The organism is Sphingoaurantiacus capsulatus (assembly GCF_042648405.1).
In the GTDB taxonomy this organism is placed as follows: Bacteria; Pseudomonadota; Alphaproteobacteria; order Sphingomonadales; family Sphingomonadaceae; genus Sphingoaurantiacus; species Sphingoaurantiacus capsulatus.
Map to the genome: position 1 here is coordinate 57,192 of NZ_JBHRXV010000003.1, position 18,355 is coordinate 75,546.

The following is an 18,355-nucleotide window of genomic DNA, read 5'->3' on the forward strand; positions in this document are numbered from 1 at the left end:
ATGACAGCGCCTGATATTGGGGAGGTTCGCAAAATATGAAGACCTTGGTTCGAGTCACTCTGCTCGCGGCAGCCGCTGCGCTGTCCGTCGGTGCTGTCGCTCAAACGGCGAAGCCCGCTGCGGCGAAGCACGATCACAACGCCATGCTGCTCGACCAGGCCATCGCCGGCGCGCACCGGTCGGCGGCCAACAAGGCCCGCGACCCGTATCGTCATCCGAAGGAAACGCTGGCCTTCTTCGGCATCAAGCCGAACATGACGGTCGTCGAGATCGCGCCGGGCGGCGGCTGGTACACCGAGATTCTCGGGCCGTATCTGGCCAACGGCGGCACGCTCTACGCGGCCGCTGCCAACCCGGCGGCGAGCGAACGGGCGGCGAAGTCGGTCGCCGACTTCAAGACCAAGCTGGCCGCGACGCCGGGCACCGCCAAGGTGCAGGTGACCAGCTTTGCGAAGGATCATTACGCCAACCTCGCTCCGGCCGGCTCGGCCGATGCGGTGCTGACCTTCCGCAACGTCCACAACTGGTACAGCGGCGGCTTCGCGCCCGACGCGTTCAAGGCCTTCTACGCCGCGCTGAAGCCGGGCGGCACGCTCGGCGTCGTCGAGCATCGCCTGCCGGAAGCCCGCCCTGACGAGCAGCAGAAGACCAGCGGCTACATGAAGCGCAGCGAAGTCGTGAAGCTGGCCGAGGCCGCGGGCTTCAAGCTCGCCGGCGAATCGGAAGTGAACGCCAACCCGAAGGACACCGCCGACTATCCGGACGGCGTCTGGACGCTGCCGCCGAACTACCGCCTCGGCGACGTCGACCGCGCCAAATACGCGGCGATCGGCGAATCGGATCGCATGACGCTGAAATTCGTGAAGCCGGCGCGCTAAACGCCGCCATCCGCGAGAAGGAAAGGGACGCGCCGGAAGGCGCGGCCCTTTTCGTCAGCGGTTGCTGAGCTTTTCGAGCTGCGCCTGAAGGGCGGCCATCTGCGCTTTCAGCGCGTCGAGCTCGTCGTTGGCCGGCTTGCTGTCCGGCGCGGGCGCGGCGCCCTTGCGGCCGGTGATCATGTCGGCGGCGGCCTGGAACATCGCCATGTTCTGCTTGGCGAGCGTTTCGAAGGGCTTGAACGCCCCGGCGCCGAACGCGCCCGACACCGCGGTGCGGAACTGCTCCTGGTTGCGCTGGAAGGCGTTCATCGACGCTTCGAGATAGGGCGGCACCATCGACTGCATCGAATCGCCGTACATCGAGATCAGTTGGCGCAGGAAAGAGGTCGGCAGCATCGTCTGGCCGCGCGTCTCCTCCTCCATGATGATCTGCGTCAGCACCGAGCGCGTGATGTCCTCGCCCGACTTGGCGTCGAGCACCTTGAACTCGCGGCCCTCACGGGTGAGCGTGCCGAGGTGGTCGAGCGTGATGTAGCTCGAACTGTCGGTATTATAGAGCCGCCGATTGGCGTACTTCTTGATGATGATCGGCTCGGGCTTGGGTTCGGATTCGGCCATGTCGCCACCTGATGAGGAAGCGACGAGCCTAGCACGCGGCAATGTTGCGCCGCAACAACGGCCCCGTGGTCCCCACCCCCTGCCCGCCTTCCTGCAGATCGTCGCCGAAGCGGTTGGCGGCGACCGTGGCCGGATCGCCACAGTGCTGGCGGGCGTCCGCGCCTATCAGGCGCACCCCTATCGCCGCGACCTGCCGGCGCCGCCGACGGTGGCGCAGGTCGGCAGCGTGCGGCTGCTCGACTATGGCGGCAGCGGGCGCCCGGTGGTGTTCGTGCCGTCGCTGGTCAACCCGCCGAGTGTGCTTGACCTCGCGCCCGGCAATTCGCTGCTGCGCTGGCTGGCGGGCGAAGGGTTGCGACCGCTTTTGGTCGACTGGGGTCATCCCGGCCAGGCGGAGCGTGGCCTGTCTATCGACGGCTATATCGACGAACGGCTGCAACCGCTGCTGCGCGCCGTCGAATCGCCCGCTGTGGTCGGCTACTGCCTCGGCGGCACGATGGCGCTGGCGGCTGCACTGCGCGAGCCGCCCGAGCGGCTGGTGCTGATGGCAGTGCCTTGGAATTTCGAGGGTTATGGCGAGCAGCGGCAGGAATTGGCCGGGGCGTGGTGCGACATGGCCGCAACCGCCGAGCCGCTGGGCGCGGTGCCGATGGACCTGATCCAGCCGTTGTTCTGGCAGCTCGATCCGGCGGGCACCGCCGCCAAATATGAGCGCTTGGGCAGGCTCGATCCGGACAGCGACGAGGCGCGCGCGTTCGTGGCGCTGGAGGATTGGGCGAACGACGGCCCGCCGCTCAGCCTGCCGGTGGCGCGGCAATGTTTCGAAGGCTTCTACGGCGACAATGCGCCGGGCCGCGGCGCGTGGCGCGGCGATCCGGCATCGCTGCCCTGCCCCGTGCTCAACCTCGTTTCGACGCGCGACCGCATCGTCCCCGCCGGCGCCGCTCCGGCGGTCGGCACACGGGTCGATATCGACGCCGGGCATGTCGGCATGGTGGTTGGAGCGAAGGCGCGAAAGCTACTGTGGGAGCCGCTGCGCGACTGGCTACGGACTTAAAAGACTTCCCTTCGCACCTGCACAATCTTAGGTTGCTCTATAAAACGAGCAATGGAGAACCCTCCCATGACCAACGTCGTCATCGTCGCCGCCAAGCGGACTCCGGTCGGCAGCTTCCTCGGGTCGTTCGCGGCCACCCCGGCGCATGAGCTGGGCCGCGTCGCCATCGAGGCGGCGCTGGCGCAGGCGAAGGTCGATCCGGCCGAGGTGTCGGAAGTGATCCTCGGTCAGGTGCTGACCGCCGGCCAAGGCCAGAACCCGGCGCGGCAGGCGTCGATCGCGGCGGGCGTCGCGAAGGAGACGCCGGCGTGGGGCGTCAACCAGGTGTGCGGATCGGGCCTGCGCGCCGTCGCGCTCGGCGCGCAGGCGATCGCCAATGGCGACGCCACCGTCGTCGTCGCGGGCGGGCAGGAATCGATGAGCCTCAGCATGCACGCGCAGCAGCTGCGCGGCGGCACCAAGATGGGGTCGGTCGAGCTGACCGACACGATGATCAAGGACGGGCTGTGGGATGCCTTCAACGGCTACCACATGGGTATCACCGCCGAGAACCTTGCCGAGAAATATCAGGTGACGCGCGAGAAGCAGGACGCCTTCGCGGTCGGCAGCCAGAACAAGGCGGAAGCCGCGCGCCGCGAGGGCCGGTTCAAGGATGAGATCGCGCCGGTCACCATCAAGGGCCGCAAGGGCGACACCGTCGTCGAGGCCGACGAATATATCCGCGAGGGCGCGACCGTCGAGGCGATGGCAGGCCTGAAGCCGGCGTTCAAGAAGGACGGCAGCGTCACCGCCGCCAACGCCAGCGGCCTCAACGACGGCGCCGCCGCGCTGGTGCTGATGTCCGCGGACGAGGCAAAAAAGCGTGGGCTGACCCCGCTGGCGCGCATCGCGTCGTGGGCGAGCGCCGGCGTCGACCCGTCGATCATGGGCATCGGCCCGGTGCCGGCGTCGAAGAAGGCGCTGGAGAAGGCCGGCTGGACCATCGAGGACCTCGACCTGATCGAGGCGAACGAGGCGTTTGCCGCGCAGGCGCTGTCGGTCGGGCAGGAGCTCGGCTGGGATGCCGACAAGGTGAACGTCAACGGCGGCGCCATCGCCATCGGCCACCCGATCGGCGCGTCGGGCGCGCGGGTGCTGACCACCCTGCTCTACGAGATGGGTCGCCGCGACGCGAAGAAGGGCCTCGCGACTTTGTGCATCGGTGGCGGCATGGGCATCGCCATGTGCGTGGAGCGCTGATCTAGTCCCTCTCCCGCTTGCGGGAGAGGTTAGGTGAGGGTGTGCGAGCGGCAGCGAGCTTTTCGGCCGCCGGTCACCCTCACCCTCCCTCTCCCGCAAGCGGGCGAGGGGAAGCACCCTCTCGACAACAGCCTTCCCGTCCCCCAGCTTTGACGCATGCGGCCGACCGTCGAGGAGCTTCGCGCCTATTACGCCACGCGCGACGGACAGCGCGTGGCGCGGCAGCTCGCCGCCACCATCGCGCCCGCGATCCGGCGGGGGACGACGGCGCGGCTGCTCGGACTAGGGTATTGCGCCCCGTTGCTGACCGGGCTCGACCCGGCAAAGCTCGAGCGGCTGGCGCTGGTGATGCCGCACGACATGGGCGCGCACCGCTGGCCCTATGGCCGGCCCGGCTGCACGACGCGCGCCGACGAGTTCAACCTGCCTTTTGCCGAAGCGATGTTCGACCAGGCGCTGCTGGTCCATGCGCTGGAGTTCGCCGAGCCGCCGCGCAAGCTGCTGCGCGAGCTGTGGCGGGTGCTGGCACCCGGCGGCGAGCTTGTGCTGATCGTGCCCAATCGCCTCGGCCTCTGGACCCACTTCGAGGCGACGCCGTTCGGGCAGGGGCGGCCGTGGGGCAAGGGCGAGCTGACGCGGCTGCTGCGCGATTCGATGTTCGAGCCGGTGTCGGCACGCACCGCGCTGGTGGCGCCGCCGGTTCGGGGGCTGCGCTGGCTCGATCGGCCGCTGATGCGGGTGGCGCGGCGGTTCGGCGGCATCCACTTCCTGCTGGCCCGCAAGACCGATGGCCTTGCCGCGACGATGATCGGCCGTGTCGAAGCGGCGCCGGTGCAGGCGGCGGCCTCAGGCCTCCCAATCGCGGTCGAGACGCCGCGACGCCAGAAAGAATAGGGCTGCGCTCAGCAGATAGAAGCTGAGGCCGATCAGGATCGAATAGCGCAGCGACTGGTCGCCGAAGCTCGGCGCGAGCTTGTCGGAGATCAGGCCGAACAGCATTGTGCCAAGGCCGATGCCGATGAGGTTGTTGATGAACAGGAAGCTCGCCGACGCCGTGGTGCGCATGTTCGCGGGCGCGATGTGCTGGACGGCGGTGATCACCGGGCCGAGCCACATCAGGCCGAGCGCCTGCGGGATCAGGAACAGCACATAGGTTACGGGAAGCGAATCCGACATCACGCCCGCCGCGTAGCAGGGCGCGGCGATCAGAAAGGCGATGGCCGGGATACGCGCATAGGCGCCGCGGCTGCCGGCGCCGAGCCGGTCGCCGAGCCAGCCGCCACCCCAGATACCGATGATGCCGCCGACGAGGATGATCGAGCCGTAGAATTGCGAGACCTCGATCAGCTCGAGGCCATAGGTGCGGCCAAAGAAGGACGGCAGCCAGAAGATGAGGCCATAGCCGAGGATCGAGCAGGAGCCGGCGCCGAAGGAGAGCAGCCAGAAGCTCGGCTTGGCGAACAGCGTGCGCATCACCGTGCCGAAGGCCGGCGCGGCCTCATCCACCGGGCGCACCGGATCGAAGCGGCCGCGCACGGGGTCGCGCACGACGAGGCGGAAGATCGGCGCCAGCGCGACGCCGGCGAGGCCGACGACGATGAAGGCGGTGCGCCAGTCGATCGTCGAGGCGATCCAGCCGCCGAGGAAGATGCCGGCGGCCGACCCCATCGGTATGCCGAAGGAATAGACGGCGAGCGCGCGGGCGCGCTCGGCGGGCGGGAAATAGTCGGCGATCAGCGAATAGGCCGGGGCGACGCCGCCCGCCTCCCCGACGCCGACGCCCATCCGCGCGAGGAACAGTTGCCAGAAATTCTGCGCGAGCCCGCAGAGCGCGGTGAAGCCGCTCCACAGCGCCAGCGCCACCGTCATGATCCAGACGCGGCTCTTGCGGTCGGCCAGCAGGCCGATCGGCACGCCGAGCGCGGTGTAGAACAGCGCGAAGGCGAGGCCGCCCATCAGGCCGAGCTGCGTGTCGGTCAGCGCCAGCTCCGCCTTGATCGGCCCGGCGAGGATGCCGACGATCTGCCGGTCGATGAAGTTGAAGGTGTAGACGACGATCAGCATGAACAGCACGAACGCCCGATAGGATTTCCCATCGGGCGTCGTGGCTGTCGTCGAACTTGGTGTGTCGATCAGAAATTATACCCCAGGCTCAGGAACACCTGCCGCGGGTTGCCGTAGAATGCGGTCAACGTGCCCTCGCGGCCCAGCGCCGGAATGAATTGTCCGGCCGGGTTGGTCAACAGCGCACCCGTCGTCGGGTTCGCCGCGAGGAAGGTGTAGCCCGAGGTCTTGTATTCCTTGTCGAGAATGTTCTTGCCGTGGACGCCGACGCTCCAGCGGCTGCCCGCGGCGCGATACACGAGGCTCGCGTCGAGGAGCGCGTAGCTCTTCTGGTCGATGAACGGGTTCGGGATTTCGAACTGGTAGGTCTTGCTGCGGTACGACAGCGTCGTGCTGGCGTTGAGCGTGCCGTCGCCGACCGGGCGTTCGTAGCCGAGCGTGCCGCTGGCGGTCCACTTCGGGGTGTTCTGCACCTCGCGGAAGTCCGCCACATCGACCGGGCCGATGCCGGCGATGTTGGTGATGTATTCGCGGAACTTCGCGTCGATGTAGCCGAGGCTGGCGGCGAGGGTGAGCTGGTCGCCCTCGGCCATCATGTCCTCGCCGAGGCGGGTGTTCGCCTCGAACTCGAAGCCCTGGAAGCGCGCCTTGCCGGCGTTGGTGACGACACCGCAGAAGGTCTGGATGCCACCGACGGTGCAACCCGCCGAACCCGGGATCTGGACGTCCTGATAGTCGGCGCGGAACGCGGCGATCGCCACGTTGAACCGATCGAGCAGGCGGGCCTTGTAGCCGACCTCGTAGCTGTCGACCGTTTCCGGCGAGAAGCTGAGGAAGTCGGCGATCTCCGACTGCTCGCGAACGCCGTTCGCATTGAGATCGGGTGCGTTGGCGCCGACGCCGCGCGGGTCGAAGCCGCCGCCCTTGAAGCCCTTCGAGTAGCTCGCATAGACCGTGTTGTCGTCGTTCGGCTTGTAGGTGACCGACGCGCGCGGGGTGAACTTGTCGAACTGGTTCTTTCCGCGGAAGTTGGTGCTCGGCGCGCCGAACGGGATGTTGGCGCCGCCGAACAGCGACGAGCCGCCGCCAAGATAGTTCTGGCGGAGGATGCTTGCCTCACGCTCGTCCCAAGTGTAGCGGCCACCGAGCGACAGGCTGAGCTGCTCGTTCACGTCGAAGGTCGCGTCGGCGAATACCGCGAAGGTCTCGGTGTTGACGACGGCGTTGGTGAACGCCGACAGGCCCGCGACGGTCGAGAACAGGCGAACGTCGAACGGCGTTTCCGCCTTCGCGTCGAGGAAGTAGCCGCCGACCAGCAGGTTGAACGGGCCGCTGTCGACGAGGAGCTGAAGCTCCTGGCTGAACTGGCGGTTGTTGTAGAGGCCGGCGACATCGAGGTCCGGCGTCGCCAGCGCGTCGAAGTCGATCGGGGTCGAGCTGTCGTCCTTGCGCCATGCGGTGATAGTGCGGAAGGTCAGCGCGTCGGTCATCTCGAACTCGCCGTTCGCCGAGAAACCGTAGCCCTCGACGTCCTGCTGCGGCGTGTTGAGGCCGCCGCGCGTGTCGAACACGTCGCTCAGCACCGGCGCGTTGGTGAACAGGCTCGGGATCAGGCGGTGCCCGCCGCGGGCGTTGCTCTTGTCGTGCGTATAGTCGGCGGCAAGGCGGACGAAGACGTTGTCGTCGTTGTTGATCTCCGCCGAGAAGCGGCCGGCCCACACGTCGCGGTTGTAGTTTTCCTGGCCGGTGGTGAGGTTGTCGCCGAAGCCGTCGCGGGTGAGGCGGGCCAGCGAACCGCCGACGCGGACCAGGCCGTCACCGAGCGGGGTCGAGGCGCTGACGATGCCGTCGAGCTGCTTGTAGGTGCCGGCGTTGGCGCGCAGGCGCAGCTCGGGCGAATCCGACAGGCGCTTGGTGACGTACTTCACCGCGCCGCCGATGGTGTTGCGACCGTAGAGCGTGCCCTGCGGACCACGCAGCACCTCGATGCGCTCGACATCATAGATGTCGAGGACGGCGGCCTGCGGGCGGTTGAGATACACGTCGTCGAGATAGATGCCGACGCCCTGCTCGAAGCCGGCGACCGGGTCCTGCTGGCCGACGCCGCGAATGAAGGCGCTGAGCGTCGAGTTGGTGCCGCGCGACACTTCGAGCGTCACGTTCGGCGTGGTGTCGCCGATGTCGGTAATGTCGAGCGCGCCCTGCGTCTCGAGCGCCTCGCCCGAATAGGCGGTCACCGCGATCGGCACGTCCTGAAGATTTTCAGCGCGCCGGCGCGCCGTCACGACGATCTCGTTCGAGAAATCATCGGCGGCAGCAGCCTCGGCCGGTGCAGCGGCCTCCTGAGCGGCGGCGGGCATGGCGAGCGCAGCAGTCGCGACGCCGAGCAGAAGCGTCGGAAGGAAGATTCGGGACATGTCGGAACCCCCAAGTTGGTTGATTGACTTATTGGTCCGGGCTGCTTGCCCGTAACGTTCCGAGCCTATAATGAAAGTTGAACCACCTTTCAACTTTGTTCCGGAGCTTGCGCTTGGTCGGGTCAGAAGTCAGTCTCGACCTCATGGGGGAAGCGATCCAGAAGATGCCGCGGACGGAGCGCGGCCGGCGCACGTTGCGCAGCTTGCTCGATGCCGCCGCCGCCGAGTTCGGCGAAAAGGGATTCCACAACGCGTCGATCAGCGGGATCACCACGCGGGCCGGCGCGGCACTGGGTTCGTTCTACACCTATTTCGACAGCAAGGACGCGATCTTCCGGGCGCTGGTGCGCGACATGTCGCGGCGGGTGAAGGAGCATGTCGCGCCGGCGATGGCGGGCGCGCCCGACCAGCTCGGCGCCGAGCGCCAGGGCCTTGCCGCCTTCCTCGCCTTCGCGCGCGAGCACAAGGAAATCTACCGGATCATCGACGAGGCCGAGTTCGTCGACCCGCAGAGCTACCGCCTCCACTATGAGACCACTGCCGAGCGTATCCGCGAGCGCCTTCAGGCCGCCGCCGAGCGCGGCGAGGTGCGCACCGATGTCAGCGACATCCACGCCTGGGCGATCATGGGGATGAACGTGTTCCTCGGCTTGCGCTATGTCGTCTGGGCCGACGAGGAGCCGTCGAAGGTCGCGGCGATCGCCAGCGAGATGATCTCCGACGGGTTGAAGCCGCGATAGGGCTTACCGCCCCTCTCCCTTGAGGGGAGAGGGATTAACGGCGCAGCACGAAGATCGCCTGCTCCGCCATCAGATTGGCGAAGGCGGCGCCGCGCGGGCGGCCGTGCGACAGGAAGCGTTCGCGCTCGGTCACCAGCCGCTTCTCGACGATCAGCGCACGGAAGTCGTCGACGGTGCAGAAGTGGATGTTCTGCGTCTCGTACCAGGTGACCGGCAGCGCCCGCGTCATCGGCATCCGCCCGCCGAACATCAGCGCCATTCGCACCCGCCAATAGGCGAAGTTCGGGAAGGACACGATCGCGTGCCGGCCGATGCGCAGCAGCTGGTCGAGCACCTGATGCGGCGCGCGGGTCGCCTGCAGGGTCTGGCTGAGGATGGCATAGTCGAAGGCGTCGGCCGGATAGTCGACGAGATCGGTATCGGCATCGCCCTGCACCACCGACAGGCCACGTCCCACCGCCGCCGCCACGCCTTCGCGCGAGATCTCGATGCCGCGCGCGTCGACGCCCTTTTCATCGCGCAGCGCCGCCATCAGCGCACCGTCGCCGCAGCCGACATCGAGCACGCGCGCGCCGGCCGGCACGATCTCGGCGATGGCGGCGAGATCGGGACGCAGGGTCATGACGCCATCCGCTGATACACGTCGGGGTCGAGCCGCTGCATCAGCCGGCCGGCCTGCTCGGCATCGGGCGGCGCGAAGCCGAAGCGGGCGTAGACACCGTGCGCGTCACTCGTCGCCAGCATCCAGCGGCGCAGATTCTGAAGCTCGGGGTGATCGAGGAAGAAGCCGACCATCGCCTTCGAAACGCCCTGCCCGCGTACCTCGGGCAGCACGAACACGTCGCAGAGATAGGCGAAGGTCGCATCGTCGGTGACCAGCCGCGCGAAGCCGAGCTGCCGACCGTCCACGGCGTAAGCGCCGACGCAGCGGCTGTTGGCGATGGCGCGTTCGACGACGGCGCGCGGGATGCCCGGCGACCAATAGGTCTGCGCGAGAAAGCCGTGGATGACGTCGAGCTGAAGCTCAGCCTTGTCGTCGGACAGGCGGTAGCCGGCGAGCAAGCTCATGAGGCCGCCCGCAGGAAGCCGTCGACCACGCGGTTCATTTCCGGCGCGTCGAGCAGGAAGGCGTCATGGCCGAAGCTCGATTCGATCTCGACGAAGCTGACATGCGCGTTCGCCGCGTTGAGCGCATGGACGATGCGCCGCGATTCGGCGGTCGGGTAAAGCCAGTCGCTGGTGAAGGAGATGAGGCAGAAGCGCGTCGCGGTGCCCTTGAACGCGGTCGCGAGCGTGCCGCCATGCTCCTCGGCGATGTCGAAATAATCCATCGCGCGGGTGATATAGAGGTAGGAATTGGCGTCGAACCGCTCGACGAACCGGATGCCCTGGTGGCGGAGATAGCTCTCCACCTGGAAGTCGGCGTCGAAGCCGAAGGACTTGGCGTCGCGGGCCTGCAGCTGCCGCCCAAACTTCTCCGTCAGCCCCTCTTCCGACAGATAGGTGATGTGCGCCGCCATGCGCGCCACTGACAGGCCAGCCGACGGCGGATCGCCGGCGCCATAATAGTCGCCGCCGCGCCATTTGGGGTCGGCCATGATCGCCTGCCGCCCGACCTCGTGGAAGGCGATGTTCTGCGCCGAGTGCCGCGCGGCGCTGGCGATCACCACCGCCGAGCCGACGCGTTCGGGATAGGTCGCCACCCATTGCAGCACCTGCATCCCGCCCATCGAGCCGCCGACCGCGGCAAGCAGCCGGCCGACGCCGAGATGATCGAGCAGCATCGCCTGCGCGCGCACCATGTCGCGGATGGTGATGACCGGGAAACGCATCGCGAACGGCAGGCCCGTCGCCGGATCGATCGACGCCGGGCCGCTCGACCCCATGCAACTGCCGAGCACATTGGCGCAGACGATGAAGTGGCGCGCCGGATCGATCGGCTTCCCCTCGCCCACCATCCGCGTCCACCAGCCTTCCTTGCCGGTGACCGGGTGGTGGCTGGCGACATGTTGATCGCCGGTCAGCGCATGGCAGATCAGGATGGCGTTCGAGGCGTCGGCGTTGAGCGTGCCGTAGGTTTCATAGGCGATCTCGACCGGCGCGAGATCGACGCGCGAATCGAGCCGCAGCGGCCCTTCGAGCCGCACCCGCCGATTGAGGCCGAAGCGCTGGTCATCCGTCATCGCGCCCGAGCGGTATTGCCCATGCGCCGCCGCTGCAAGCGTCATCGCGCGGCGATGGCCTCGACCTCGACCAGATAGCCGTGGTGAAGCTCGGGCACCGGCACGACGGCGCGTGCCGGCTTCGCCTCGCCGAACGCCTCGGCATAGAGGCGGTTGAAGGCCGGCCAATGCTGGATGCCGGTGACATAGACGGTGACTTTCAGCACCCTCTCGGGCGACGAGCCGGCGGCGGCGAGGACGGCCAACAGATTGTCGAGCACCTGCCGCGCCTGCACCTCGAACGGCTGGTCGAAGCTGTGGCTGCCGTCGGGACGGACGGGGAGCTGGCCGGACACGAAGACGAGGTCGCGCCACGCGGTGGCGGGCGAATAATGGCCGGCCGGCGGCGCGGCGCCCTCGACGAAGATGCGGTCGATCGGGTCGGTCATGACCATCCTCCAAAGCGCGGCCAGGTGCCGGTGATTTCGTCGCTGCCGTCGACGACGCGGTAGGCGCCATGCTGCGCTGCGGTGGCGCAGGCGTGGTTGGGCAGCACGCGCAGCAGGGTGCCGACCGGGAAGCGCGCCACGTCAAGCGGCCCGCCGTCGCGGCGGGCGACGATGCCATGTTCCTGATTGGCGGCAACGACGACGAGATCGTCGAGCGAGCCGCCTTCGGCGTCGCGGACGAGGCCATAGCCCTGGTCGAGCACCTGCCCCTGCGTGCCGCGGTCGCGCGACAGCGCCATCCAGCCGGCGTCGACGATCAACTGCCCGCGCTCCGCCTGATGGCCGATGACGCTGGTGAGCACCCCGACCGCGATATCCTCGGGCGCGCAGACGCCGAGGCCGGCCATGACGAGGTCGAAGAACACATAGACGCCGACGCGCAGCTCGGTGACGCCAGCGAGGTCGCGGGCGAACAGCGCGGTCGGGGTCGACCCGACGCTGACCGTCGGGCAGGCGTGGCCGGCGGCGCGAAGATGCTCGGCGGCGCGGACGGCGCCGGCACGCTCCATCTCGGCATGGGCTGCGATGCCGTCCGCCGAGGTCGAATTGTAGGAGCCCCCGCCATGGGTCATCACGCCGGCCAGTTCGGCGCCGTTTGCGAGCGCCCTGGCGATGGCGTCGAGCGTGGCGGCATCGTCGGGTTGTACGCCGGCACGGTGGCCGTCGCTGTCGATCTCGATCAGCACCGGCAGCCGAACGCCGGTCTCGCGGCCGAAGGCGGCGACCGCTTCGGCGGCGGCGACGCTGTCGAGGATCAGGGTCAGCTGCGCGCCGGCCTGCGTCAGCCGTGCCGCGTGGGCGAGCTTGTTGGACGCGATGCCGACCGCATAGAGGATGTCCCGGCAGCCGGCGGCGAAGAATTCGTCGGCTTCCTTCAGGGTGGAGACGGTGACCGCGCCCGACCAGCCCTCGGTCATCGCGCGCGCCACCTCGACGCTCTTCCCCGTCTTCAGATGGGGCCGCAGCGCGACGCCGAGGCGGCGGGCGGTAGCGTTCATCCGATCGATGTTGGCGCGCATCTTTGCGGCGTCGAGGACAAGGGCGGGGGTTTCGATGTCGGTGAGGCGCATGGCAACCGCATAGGGCATGCCCTGCCCTCGTACCAATAGCCGTCATACCGGCGAAAGCCGGTATCCAGACGAACCGATGGACTGGATACCGGCTTTCGCCGGTATGACGGCAGTGGGTTGTCATTGTGGGCGGCACGCGCCAGAAGCGCGGCCATGAGCGGACCCGTCATGAAACCCTGGATCGCGGCGATCGACGCCTATGTGCCCGGACGGGCCAAGGCCGATGGCGCCACGCGTGTCGTCAAACTCTCGTCGAACGAGAACCCGCTGGGGCCGAGCCCCAAGGCGATCGCGGCGATGGCCGAGATTTCGGGGCAGGCGCACCGATATCCCGATGGCGCCTCGAACGAGCTGCGCGACGCCATCGCGGCGCACCACGGCCTCGAGTTCGACCGGGTGGTCTGCGGCACCGGCTCCGACGAGATTTTGCAGCTGCTCGCCACGGCGTACGCGAGCGCGGGCGACGAAGTGCTCTACGTCCGCCATGGTTTCATGGTCTACCCGATCGCGGCGATGCGCGCCGGTGCGACGCCGGTGGCGGCGCCCGATGTCGACTATACCGCCGACGTCGACCAGCTGCTGGCGCATGTGACGCCGCGCACCCGCATCCTGTATCTCGCTAACCCGAACAACCCGACGGGCACGATCATCGACCGCGCCGCGGTCGAGCGGCTGCAGGCCGGGCTGCCATCGGACGTGCTGCTGGTGCTCGATGCGGCCTATGCCGAATATATCGACGACGCTTCCTATGAGGACGGCATCGCGATGGCGCGGCACCTGCCCAACGTCATCACCACACGCACCTTCTCGAAAATCTACGGCCTCGCCGCCGAGCGGGTGGGCTGGGCATACGGGCCGCCGAGCGTGATCGATGCGATCAACAAAATCCGCGGGCCGTTCAACGTGACCAGCGCCGGCCAGGCGGGCGCGCTCGCCGCGCTCGGCGACCAGGCGTGGATCGACAAGTGCCGTGCGCACAACGCCGAATGGCGGACGTGGCTGGCGACCGAGATCGGCAAGCTAGGCAATGCCGGGCTGCGCGCGGTGCCGTCGGCAGCCAACTTCATCCTCATCACCTTCGCCGACGAAGGTGCGGTGACCGCAGAGAAGGCCAACGCCTTCCTGACGAACGAGGGCTATCTCACGCGCTGGCTGCCCAAGCAGGGCCTCGGCAATGGCCTGCGCATCTCGATCGGCACCGAGGAGGAGACGCGCGGCGTCGCCGACGCGCTGCGTCGCTTCGTCGAGCAGGCGGGCTGATGCTGCCCTTTTCGCGCGTCGCGATCCTGGGCCTCGGTCTGATCGGATCGTCGGTGGCGCGCGCCATCCGCGCCGCGATGCCGACGGTGCGCCTGTCAGGCAGCGATGCCGACCCGGCGGTGCGGGCGCGGGTGATCGAACTCGACATCCTCGACGATGTGGCCGACGGCGCGGGCGCGGCGGTGGTCGATGCCGATCTCGTCATTCTGTGCGTGCCGGTGGGTGCGATGGCGGCGGTGGCCGCCGAGATCGCGCCCGAGCTGTCGCCTGGGACCGTCATTTCCGATGTGGGATCGGTGAAGGGCCAGGTGCTCGCCGACCTGACCGCCGCCCTGCCCGGCATGGCGATCATCCCGGCGCACCCGGTGGCGGGGACCGAAAACAGTGGCCCGGATGCGGGCTTCGCAACGCTGTTCAGGAATCGCTGGTGCATCATCACGCCGGCCAACGACGCCGACCCGCTGGCGGTCGAACGGGTGAAGAGCTTCTGGACGGCGATTGGCAGCAATGTCGAGGTGATGGACGCGCGGCACCACGACCTGGTGCTGGCAGTGACCAGCCACCTGCCCCACCTCATCGCCTATACGATCGTGTCGACCGCTTCCGACCTTGAGGACGTGACCCGGTCAGAGGTCATCAAATATTCGGCGGGCGGTTTCCGCGACTTCACCCGCATCGCCGCCAGCGACCCGACGATGTGGCGCGACGTGTTCCTGTCGAACAAGGAAGCGGTGCTGGAAACCTTGCAGCGCTTCTCCGAGGATCTGTCGGCGCTGCAGCGGGCGATCCGCTGGAACGACGGCGATGCGCTGCATACGCTGTTCACCCGGTCGCGCGCGGTGCGCCGCGCCATCATCGACGCCGGCCAGGACACCGCCGCCGCCGACTTCGGCCGCGAGCATGAATAGCGCTTGGTAACCATCATCTGATAGACGCGGCCACGGCGGCATTTATGATGCCTGCCGAGGGGGATATCGGATGCACGGGGTGGAAAGCGTCAGGCGCCTGCTGGCGATCGGCGCGGCGATGTCGGCGGAGCGCGATCTCGACCGGCTGCTGGAAATGATCCTGCTGTCGGCGAAGGAGCTGACCGGCGCCGACGGCGGCACCTTGTTCCTCGCCACCGATAACGGCCACCTCGAAGCCAAGATGCTGCATACCAGCTCGCTGGGCTATGCGATGGGCGGCAGCACCGGCACACCGGTGAGCTTCCCGCCGCTTCCCATCGCCGATAGCCGTTTGGCGGCGGCAGCCTGCGCGCGCGACGGCGCGACGATCGTGATTGCCGACGTCTATGCCGAGAGCGCCTTTGACTTCGTGGGGTCGAAGCGCTTCGATGCCGAAAACGGCTATCGCACCCGATCACTGCTGTGCACGCCGATGCGCAATGTCGCCGGCGAGACGGTCGGGGTCATCCAGCTCATCAACGCGGTCGAGAACGGCGAGGTCGTCGCCTTCTCCGACGACGCGGTGCTGCTCGCCCAGTCGCTGGCCAGCCAGGGCGCGGTGTCGATCGACAACCGGCGGCTGATCGACCAGCTCGGCAGCCTGTTCGAGGCCTTCGTCGACACCATTAACACCGCGGTCGACGAGAAGTCGCCCTACACCGGCAACCACTGCAAGCGCGTGCCCGAGCTGACCTTGATGCTCGCCGACGCGGCCTCGGCCGCCAACGGCCCGCTCGCCGAGTTCACCATGGATGACGCCGACCGCTACGAGCTCGGCATCGCGGCGCGGCTGCATGACTGCGGCAAGGTGACGACGCCGGTGCATGTCGTCGACAAGGCGACGAAGCTGGAGACGATCTTCGACCGCATCGCGCTGGTCGATGCACGCTTCGAACTGCTGCGCCGCGACGCGGAGATCGCGGCGTTGAGGGGGGAGATCGACGACGCTGCGCGCGATGCGTTGCTGGCCGATTTGGCCGACGAACAGGCGTTCCTGCGCGTCGCCAATGTCGGCGGCGAGCGGATGCGCGACGAAGACATCGCGCGCGTCCGCCGCATCGCCGAGCGGATGTGGCGCGATGCGGGAGGGGTAGAGCGACCGCTGCTCGACACCAACGAACTCGAGAACCTCACCATCGTGGCCGGCACGCTGACCGGTGCCGAGCGCGGCATCATCAACCATCACATCGTGGCGACGATCCGGATGCTCGAGGCGCTGCCGTGGCCGAAGCATCTGCGGCGCGTGCCCGAGTTCGCCGGCGGCCATCACGAGCGCATGGACGGGAAGGGCTATCCGCGCGGCCTCACCCGCGACCAGATGTCGGTGCCGGCGCGCGTCATGGCGATCGCCGACATTTTCGAGGCGCTGACCGCCGACGACCGGCCCTACAAGTCAGCCAAGCCGCTGTCCGAATCGCTCTTCATCCTCGGCAAGATGAAGGAGGGCGGGCACGTCGACCCCGACCTGTTCGACGTTTTCATCCGCGACAAGGTCTACGCGCGCTATGCCGAGCGCTTCCTGCCGGCGGCGCAGATCGATGCGATCGATGAGGCGAAGATTCCGGGCTACCGGCCGTAACGTCCCGCTCCCTTGAGGGGAGAGGGAGGGGCCCAGCCGAAGGCTGGGAGGGTGAGGGTGATCTCCGGACGAGTCCGCCGATGAGAGGTTAGCCGCAAGCCGCGGCATCACCCTCACCTTCCCACCGCTGCGCGGCTAGCTTTCCCTCTCCCCTCAAGGGAGAGGGAAAGCTAGCCGACGATCTTAGGACAGGGCGGTTCCTGCTGGCGCAGCGGCAGCTTGGGCAGGCCTTCGGGCGGCAGCAGCGCCTGCACGTCGCGGCCGATGCCGCCGAAGGCGAAGCTGACTTCCTTGCGGGTGCGATACTCCCTTGCCGGCGCGGGCGTGCCGGCGAGCGCGGCCTGCACGGTCAGCGGGCAGACGGTGCGGATGGTGCCGGATACGCGCAGTGGATCGGCGCTGCCGGCGACGCCGGTGGCGCTGGCGTTGAGTATGTCGCCGTGGCCGTCGGACAAGGTCAGGCTGCGCAGCTCGACAGTGCCGCCCTGCCGCCAGCCGGCGAAATCCCACACGGGCGCGGCGGAGGTGACGCCCAGTTGTGCCGACAGGTTGAGCGGATCGCCGCCGCCGAAGCGGATCGCGTCGGCAACCAGCACGACTTGCGCCTGTTCGGGGAAGGTCGGCGCGCGGCTCGCCGGGTCGGCGGTGGCGGGCGTTTCGCGGAAATGCCATTCGAACGACGGCGCGGTCGCGGTGGCGCGGAGCAGCGGGAGCGTTACCCGCGCGTCGTTGTGGACCGCCGACAGCCGCGCGATTCGGGTGCCGTCGAGGCGCAGACTGGCATGGCCTTCCGCCGATTCGACCTGGAAGACGGCGCCGTCGAGGCCCGGTGCGGACCAGACCACCTTCGGCTTCAGCAAGCCGATCGAGGTGAGGTCCTGCTTCCACGGCTGGCGGTTGAGCTGACCCGTCTCGGCCTCGACGCTGAAGCGATATTGGCCGTCATGGCGGAAGCGCACCGACGGCAGACCGGCCTCGAGCCGATAGGGGAAGCCACCGACCGCCGCGGGTTCGGCCAGCACGCCGGTCAGCGCCTGCTCGAAGATCGCGCGCTCGCCGTCCCAATACCACCAATAGGCGCCGAGCCCGACGGCGAGCGGGATCAGAGTCGCCCATAGCGGAATGCGGCTCATGGCAGCGGCTTGTTGATCGCGGCGTGGAGCCGGGCTTCGAACTCCTTGCGGTCGAGGCCCGCCGGGATCGTCTCGCCGACGTCGATGGTGATGGTGCCGGGCCGCTTCACGAAAGCATTGCGCGGCCAGACCTTGCCGCTGTCGAGCGCGATGGGGACCACCGGCAGCTTCAGCATCTTATAGAGGCCCGAGACGCCGGGCTTCAGCGGCGGCGCCTCGCCGACCGGCATGCGCGAGCCTTCGGGGAAGATGATAATCGGCCGGCCCTGTGCCATCGCGGCTTCCGCCGCGCGCATCATCGTGCGCATCGCCTTGGTCGACGCGTCGCGCTCGACGGGGATCGAGCCGTGACGTTGCGCGACATAGCCCCAGAACGGAATCCGCATCAGTTCGGCCTTCAGCACCACCGCCGGGAAATCCCAGAGGTAGAGCGTGGCGATCGTCTCGAACGCCGACTGGTGCTTGGCGGCGATGATCACCGAATGCTGCGGAATCTCGCCGCGGATGACGACGCGGATGCCGAGCACCGGCAGCAGCATCCGGAACCAGGTCGACCACCAGCGGCCGGTGGCGCGGATGGCGGGCGCCCAGAACACGCCGATGACCGCGCCGACCGGCACGATGATCGCCGAGCCGAGGTAAAAGAGGATCGCGAACAGGATCGAGCGCAGCATGTTCATGG

18 protein-coding genes are annotated in these 18,355 nt (G+C 68.1%); 8 read left to right on the top strand and 10 right to left on the bottom strand.

Features of this window, described 5'->3' with window-relative positions; translation table 11 throughout:
- Positions 1-35 precede the first annotated feature (35 nt).
- On the top strand, positions 36-878 hold the full coding sequence (locus ACFOMD_RS03590; protein ID WP_380856970.1) for a class I SAM-dependent methyltransferase: 843 nt from the start codon (positions 36-38) through the stop codon (positions 876-878).
- Between the two features lie 54 nt (positions 879-932).
- Here ACFOMD_RS03590 and phaR read toward each other — a convergent pair whose 3' ends face one another.
- Positions 933-1,496: a polyhydroxyalkanoate synthesis repressor PhaR gene (gene phaR / locus ACFOMD_RS03595; RefSeq protein ID WP_380856973.1), complete on the bottom strand. Its 564-nt coding sequence runs from the start codon at positions 1,494-1,496 to the stop codon at positions 933-935.
- On the opposite strand from phaR, the gene ACFOMD_RS03600 reads away from it, so the two are divergent.
- The 3 genes from ACFOMD_RS03600 (at position 1,495) to ACFOMD_RS03610 (ending at position 4,686) form a co-directional block, all read left to right on the top strand.
- Positions 1,495-2,553, top strand: a complete 1,059-nt coding sequence (locus ACFOMD_RS03600; RefSeq protein WP_380856976.1) for an alpha/beta hydrolase — start codon at positions 1,495-1,497, stop codon at positions 2,551-2,553. The genes phaR and ACFOMD_RS03600 overlap by 2 nt on opposite strands.
- A gap of 66 nt (positions 2,554-2,619) precedes the next feature.
- Positions 2,620-3,792, top strand: a complete 1,173-nt coding sequence (locus ACFOMD_RS03605) for an acetyl-CoA C-acetyltransferase (protein ID WP_380856979.1) — start codon at positions 2,620-2,622, stop codon at positions 3,790-3,792.
- Positions 3,793-3,948: 156 nt separating this feature from the next.
- The gene (locus tag ACFOMD_RS03610; RefSeq protein ID WP_380856982.1) at positions 3,949-4,686 is read left to right on the top strand and encodes a methyltransferase domain-containing protein; all 738 of its coding nucleotides are present in this window, start codon (positions 3,949-3,951) and stop codon (positions 4,684-4,686) included.
- Here the strand turns inward: ACFOMD_RS03610 and ACFOMD_RS03615 are convergent.
- Both ACFOMD_RS03615 and ACFOMD_RS03620 read right to left on the bottom strand, forming a co-directional pair.
- Positions 4,639-5,856 (bottom strand): spinster family MFS transporter, encoded by a 1,218-nt coding sequence (locus ACFOMD_RS03615; protein WP_380857861.1) that lies wholly within the window; start codon positions 5,854-5,856, stop codon positions 4,639-4,641. The genes ACFOMD_RS03610 and ACFOMD_RS03615 overlap by 48 nt on opposite strands.
- Before the next feature lie 68 nt (positions 5,857-5,924).
- Positions 5,925-8,273: a TonB-dependent receptor gene (locus ACFOMD_RS03620; RefSeq protein WP_380856985.1), complete on the bottom strand. Its 2,349-nt coding sequence runs from the start codon at positions 8,271-8,273 to the stop codon at positions 5,925-5,927.
- Positions 8,274-8,416: 143 nt separating this feature from the next.
- On the opposite strand from ACFOMD_RS03620, the gene ACFOMD_RS03625 reads away from it, so the two are divergent.
- The gene (locus ACFOMD_RS03625; RefSeq protein WP_380857864.1) at positions 8,417-9,013 is read left to right on the top strand and encodes a TetR/AcrR family transcriptional regulator; all 597 of its coding nucleotides are present in this window, start codon (positions 8,417-8,419) and stop codon (positions 9,011-9,013) included.
- A 34-nt stretch (positions 9,014-9,047) separates the two neighbouring features.
- Here the strand turns inward: ACFOMD_RS03625 and metW are convergent, their stop codons facing one another.
- The 5 genes from metW to ACFOMD_RS03650 are packed head-to-tail and all read right to left on the bottom strand — an operon-like array spanning position 9,048 to position 12,754.
- On the bottom strand, positions 9,048-9,635 hold the full coding sequence (gene metW / locus ACFOMD_RS03630; protein ID WP_380856988.1) for a methionine biosynthesis protein MetW: 588 nt from the start codon (positions 9,633-9,635) through the stop codon (positions 9,048-9,050).
- The gene (locus ACFOMD_RS03635) at positions 9,632-10,081 is read right to left on the bottom strand and encodes a GNAT family N-acetyltransferase (RefSeq protein ID WP_380856991.1); all 450 of its coding nucleotides are present in this window, start codon (positions 10,079-10,081) and stop codon (positions 9,632-9,634) included. Before ACFOMD_RS03635 ends, metW begins: the two co-directional genes overlap by 4 nt.
- Complete coding sequence (metX, locus tag ACFOMD_RS03640; RefSeq protein ID WP_380857867.1) at positions 10,078-11,196, bottom strand: homoserine O-acetyltransferase MetX; 1,119 nt, start codon at positions 11,194-11,196, stop codon at positions 10,078-10,080. Before metX ends, ACFOMD_RS03635 begins: the two co-directional genes overlap by 4 nt.
- 41 nt (positions 11,197-11,237) lie before the next feature.
- Positions 11,238-11,624 (bottom strand): RidA family protein, encoded by a 387-nt coding sequence (locus ACFOMD_RS03645; RefSeq protein ID WP_380856994.1) that lies wholly within the window; start codon positions 11,622-11,624, stop codon positions 11,238-11,240.
- Positions 11,621-12,754, bottom strand: a complete 1,134-nt coding sequence (locus tag ACFOMD_RS03650) for an alanine racemase (protein WP_380856997.1) — start codon at positions 12,752-12,754, stop codon at positions 11,621-11,623. The genes ACFOMD_RS03645 and ACFOMD_RS03650 overlap by 4 nt, the downstream gene beginning before the upstream one ends.
- A gap of 153 nt (positions 12,755-12,907) precedes the next feature.
- Here ACFOMD_RS03650 and hisC point away from each other — a divergent pair, with 153 nt between their 5' ends.
- The 3 genes from hisC to ACFOMD_RS03665 all read left to right on the top strand — a co-directional run bounded on the left by hisC (position 12,908) and on the right by ACFOMD_RS03665 (position 16,540).
- Positions 12,908-14,014 (top strand): histidinol-phosphate transaminase, encoded by a 1,107-nt coding sequence (hisC, locus tag ACFOMD_RS03655; protein ID WP_380857000.1) that lies wholly within the window; start codon positions 12,908-12,910, stop codon positions 14,012-14,014.
- Positions 14,014-14,922 carry a prephenate/arogenate dehydrogenase family protein gene (locus tag ACFOMD_RS03660; protein ID WP_380857003.1) on the top strand — a complete coding sequence of 303 codons (909 nt, stop codon included), beginning with the start codon at positions 14,014-14,016 and terminating at the stop codon, positions 14,920-14,922. Before hisC ends, ACFOMD_RS03660 begins: the two co-directional genes overlap by 1 nt.
- Before the next feature lie 79 nt (positions 14,923-15,001).
- Entirely contained in the window at positions 15,002-16,540 is a 1,539-nt protein-coding gene (locus ACFOMD_RS03665) for an HD-GYP domain-containing protein (RefSeq protein ID WP_380857005.1), read from the top strand.
- Between the two features lie 170 nt (positions 16,541-16,710).
- Here ACFOMD_RS03665 and ACFOMD_RS03670 read toward each other — a convergent pair whose 3' ends face one another.
- Both ACFOMD_RS03670 and ACFOMD_RS03675 read right to left on the bottom strand, forming a co-directional pair.
- A complete protein-coding gene (locus ACFOMD_RS03670; RefSeq protein ID WP_380857008.1) occupies positions 16,711-17,673 on the bottom strand; it encodes a hypothetical protein in 963 nt (320 codons plus the stop codon).
- Positions 17,670-18,353 (bottom strand): lysophospholipid acyltransferase family protein, encoded by a 684-nt coding sequence (locus ACFOMD_RS03675; protein WP_380857011.1) that lies wholly within the window; start codon positions 18,351-18,353, stop codon positions 17,670-17,672. Before ACFOMD_RS03675 ends, ACFOMD_RS03670 begins: the two co-directional genes overlap by 4 nt.
- Positions 18,354-18,355: the final 2 nt, after the last annotated feature.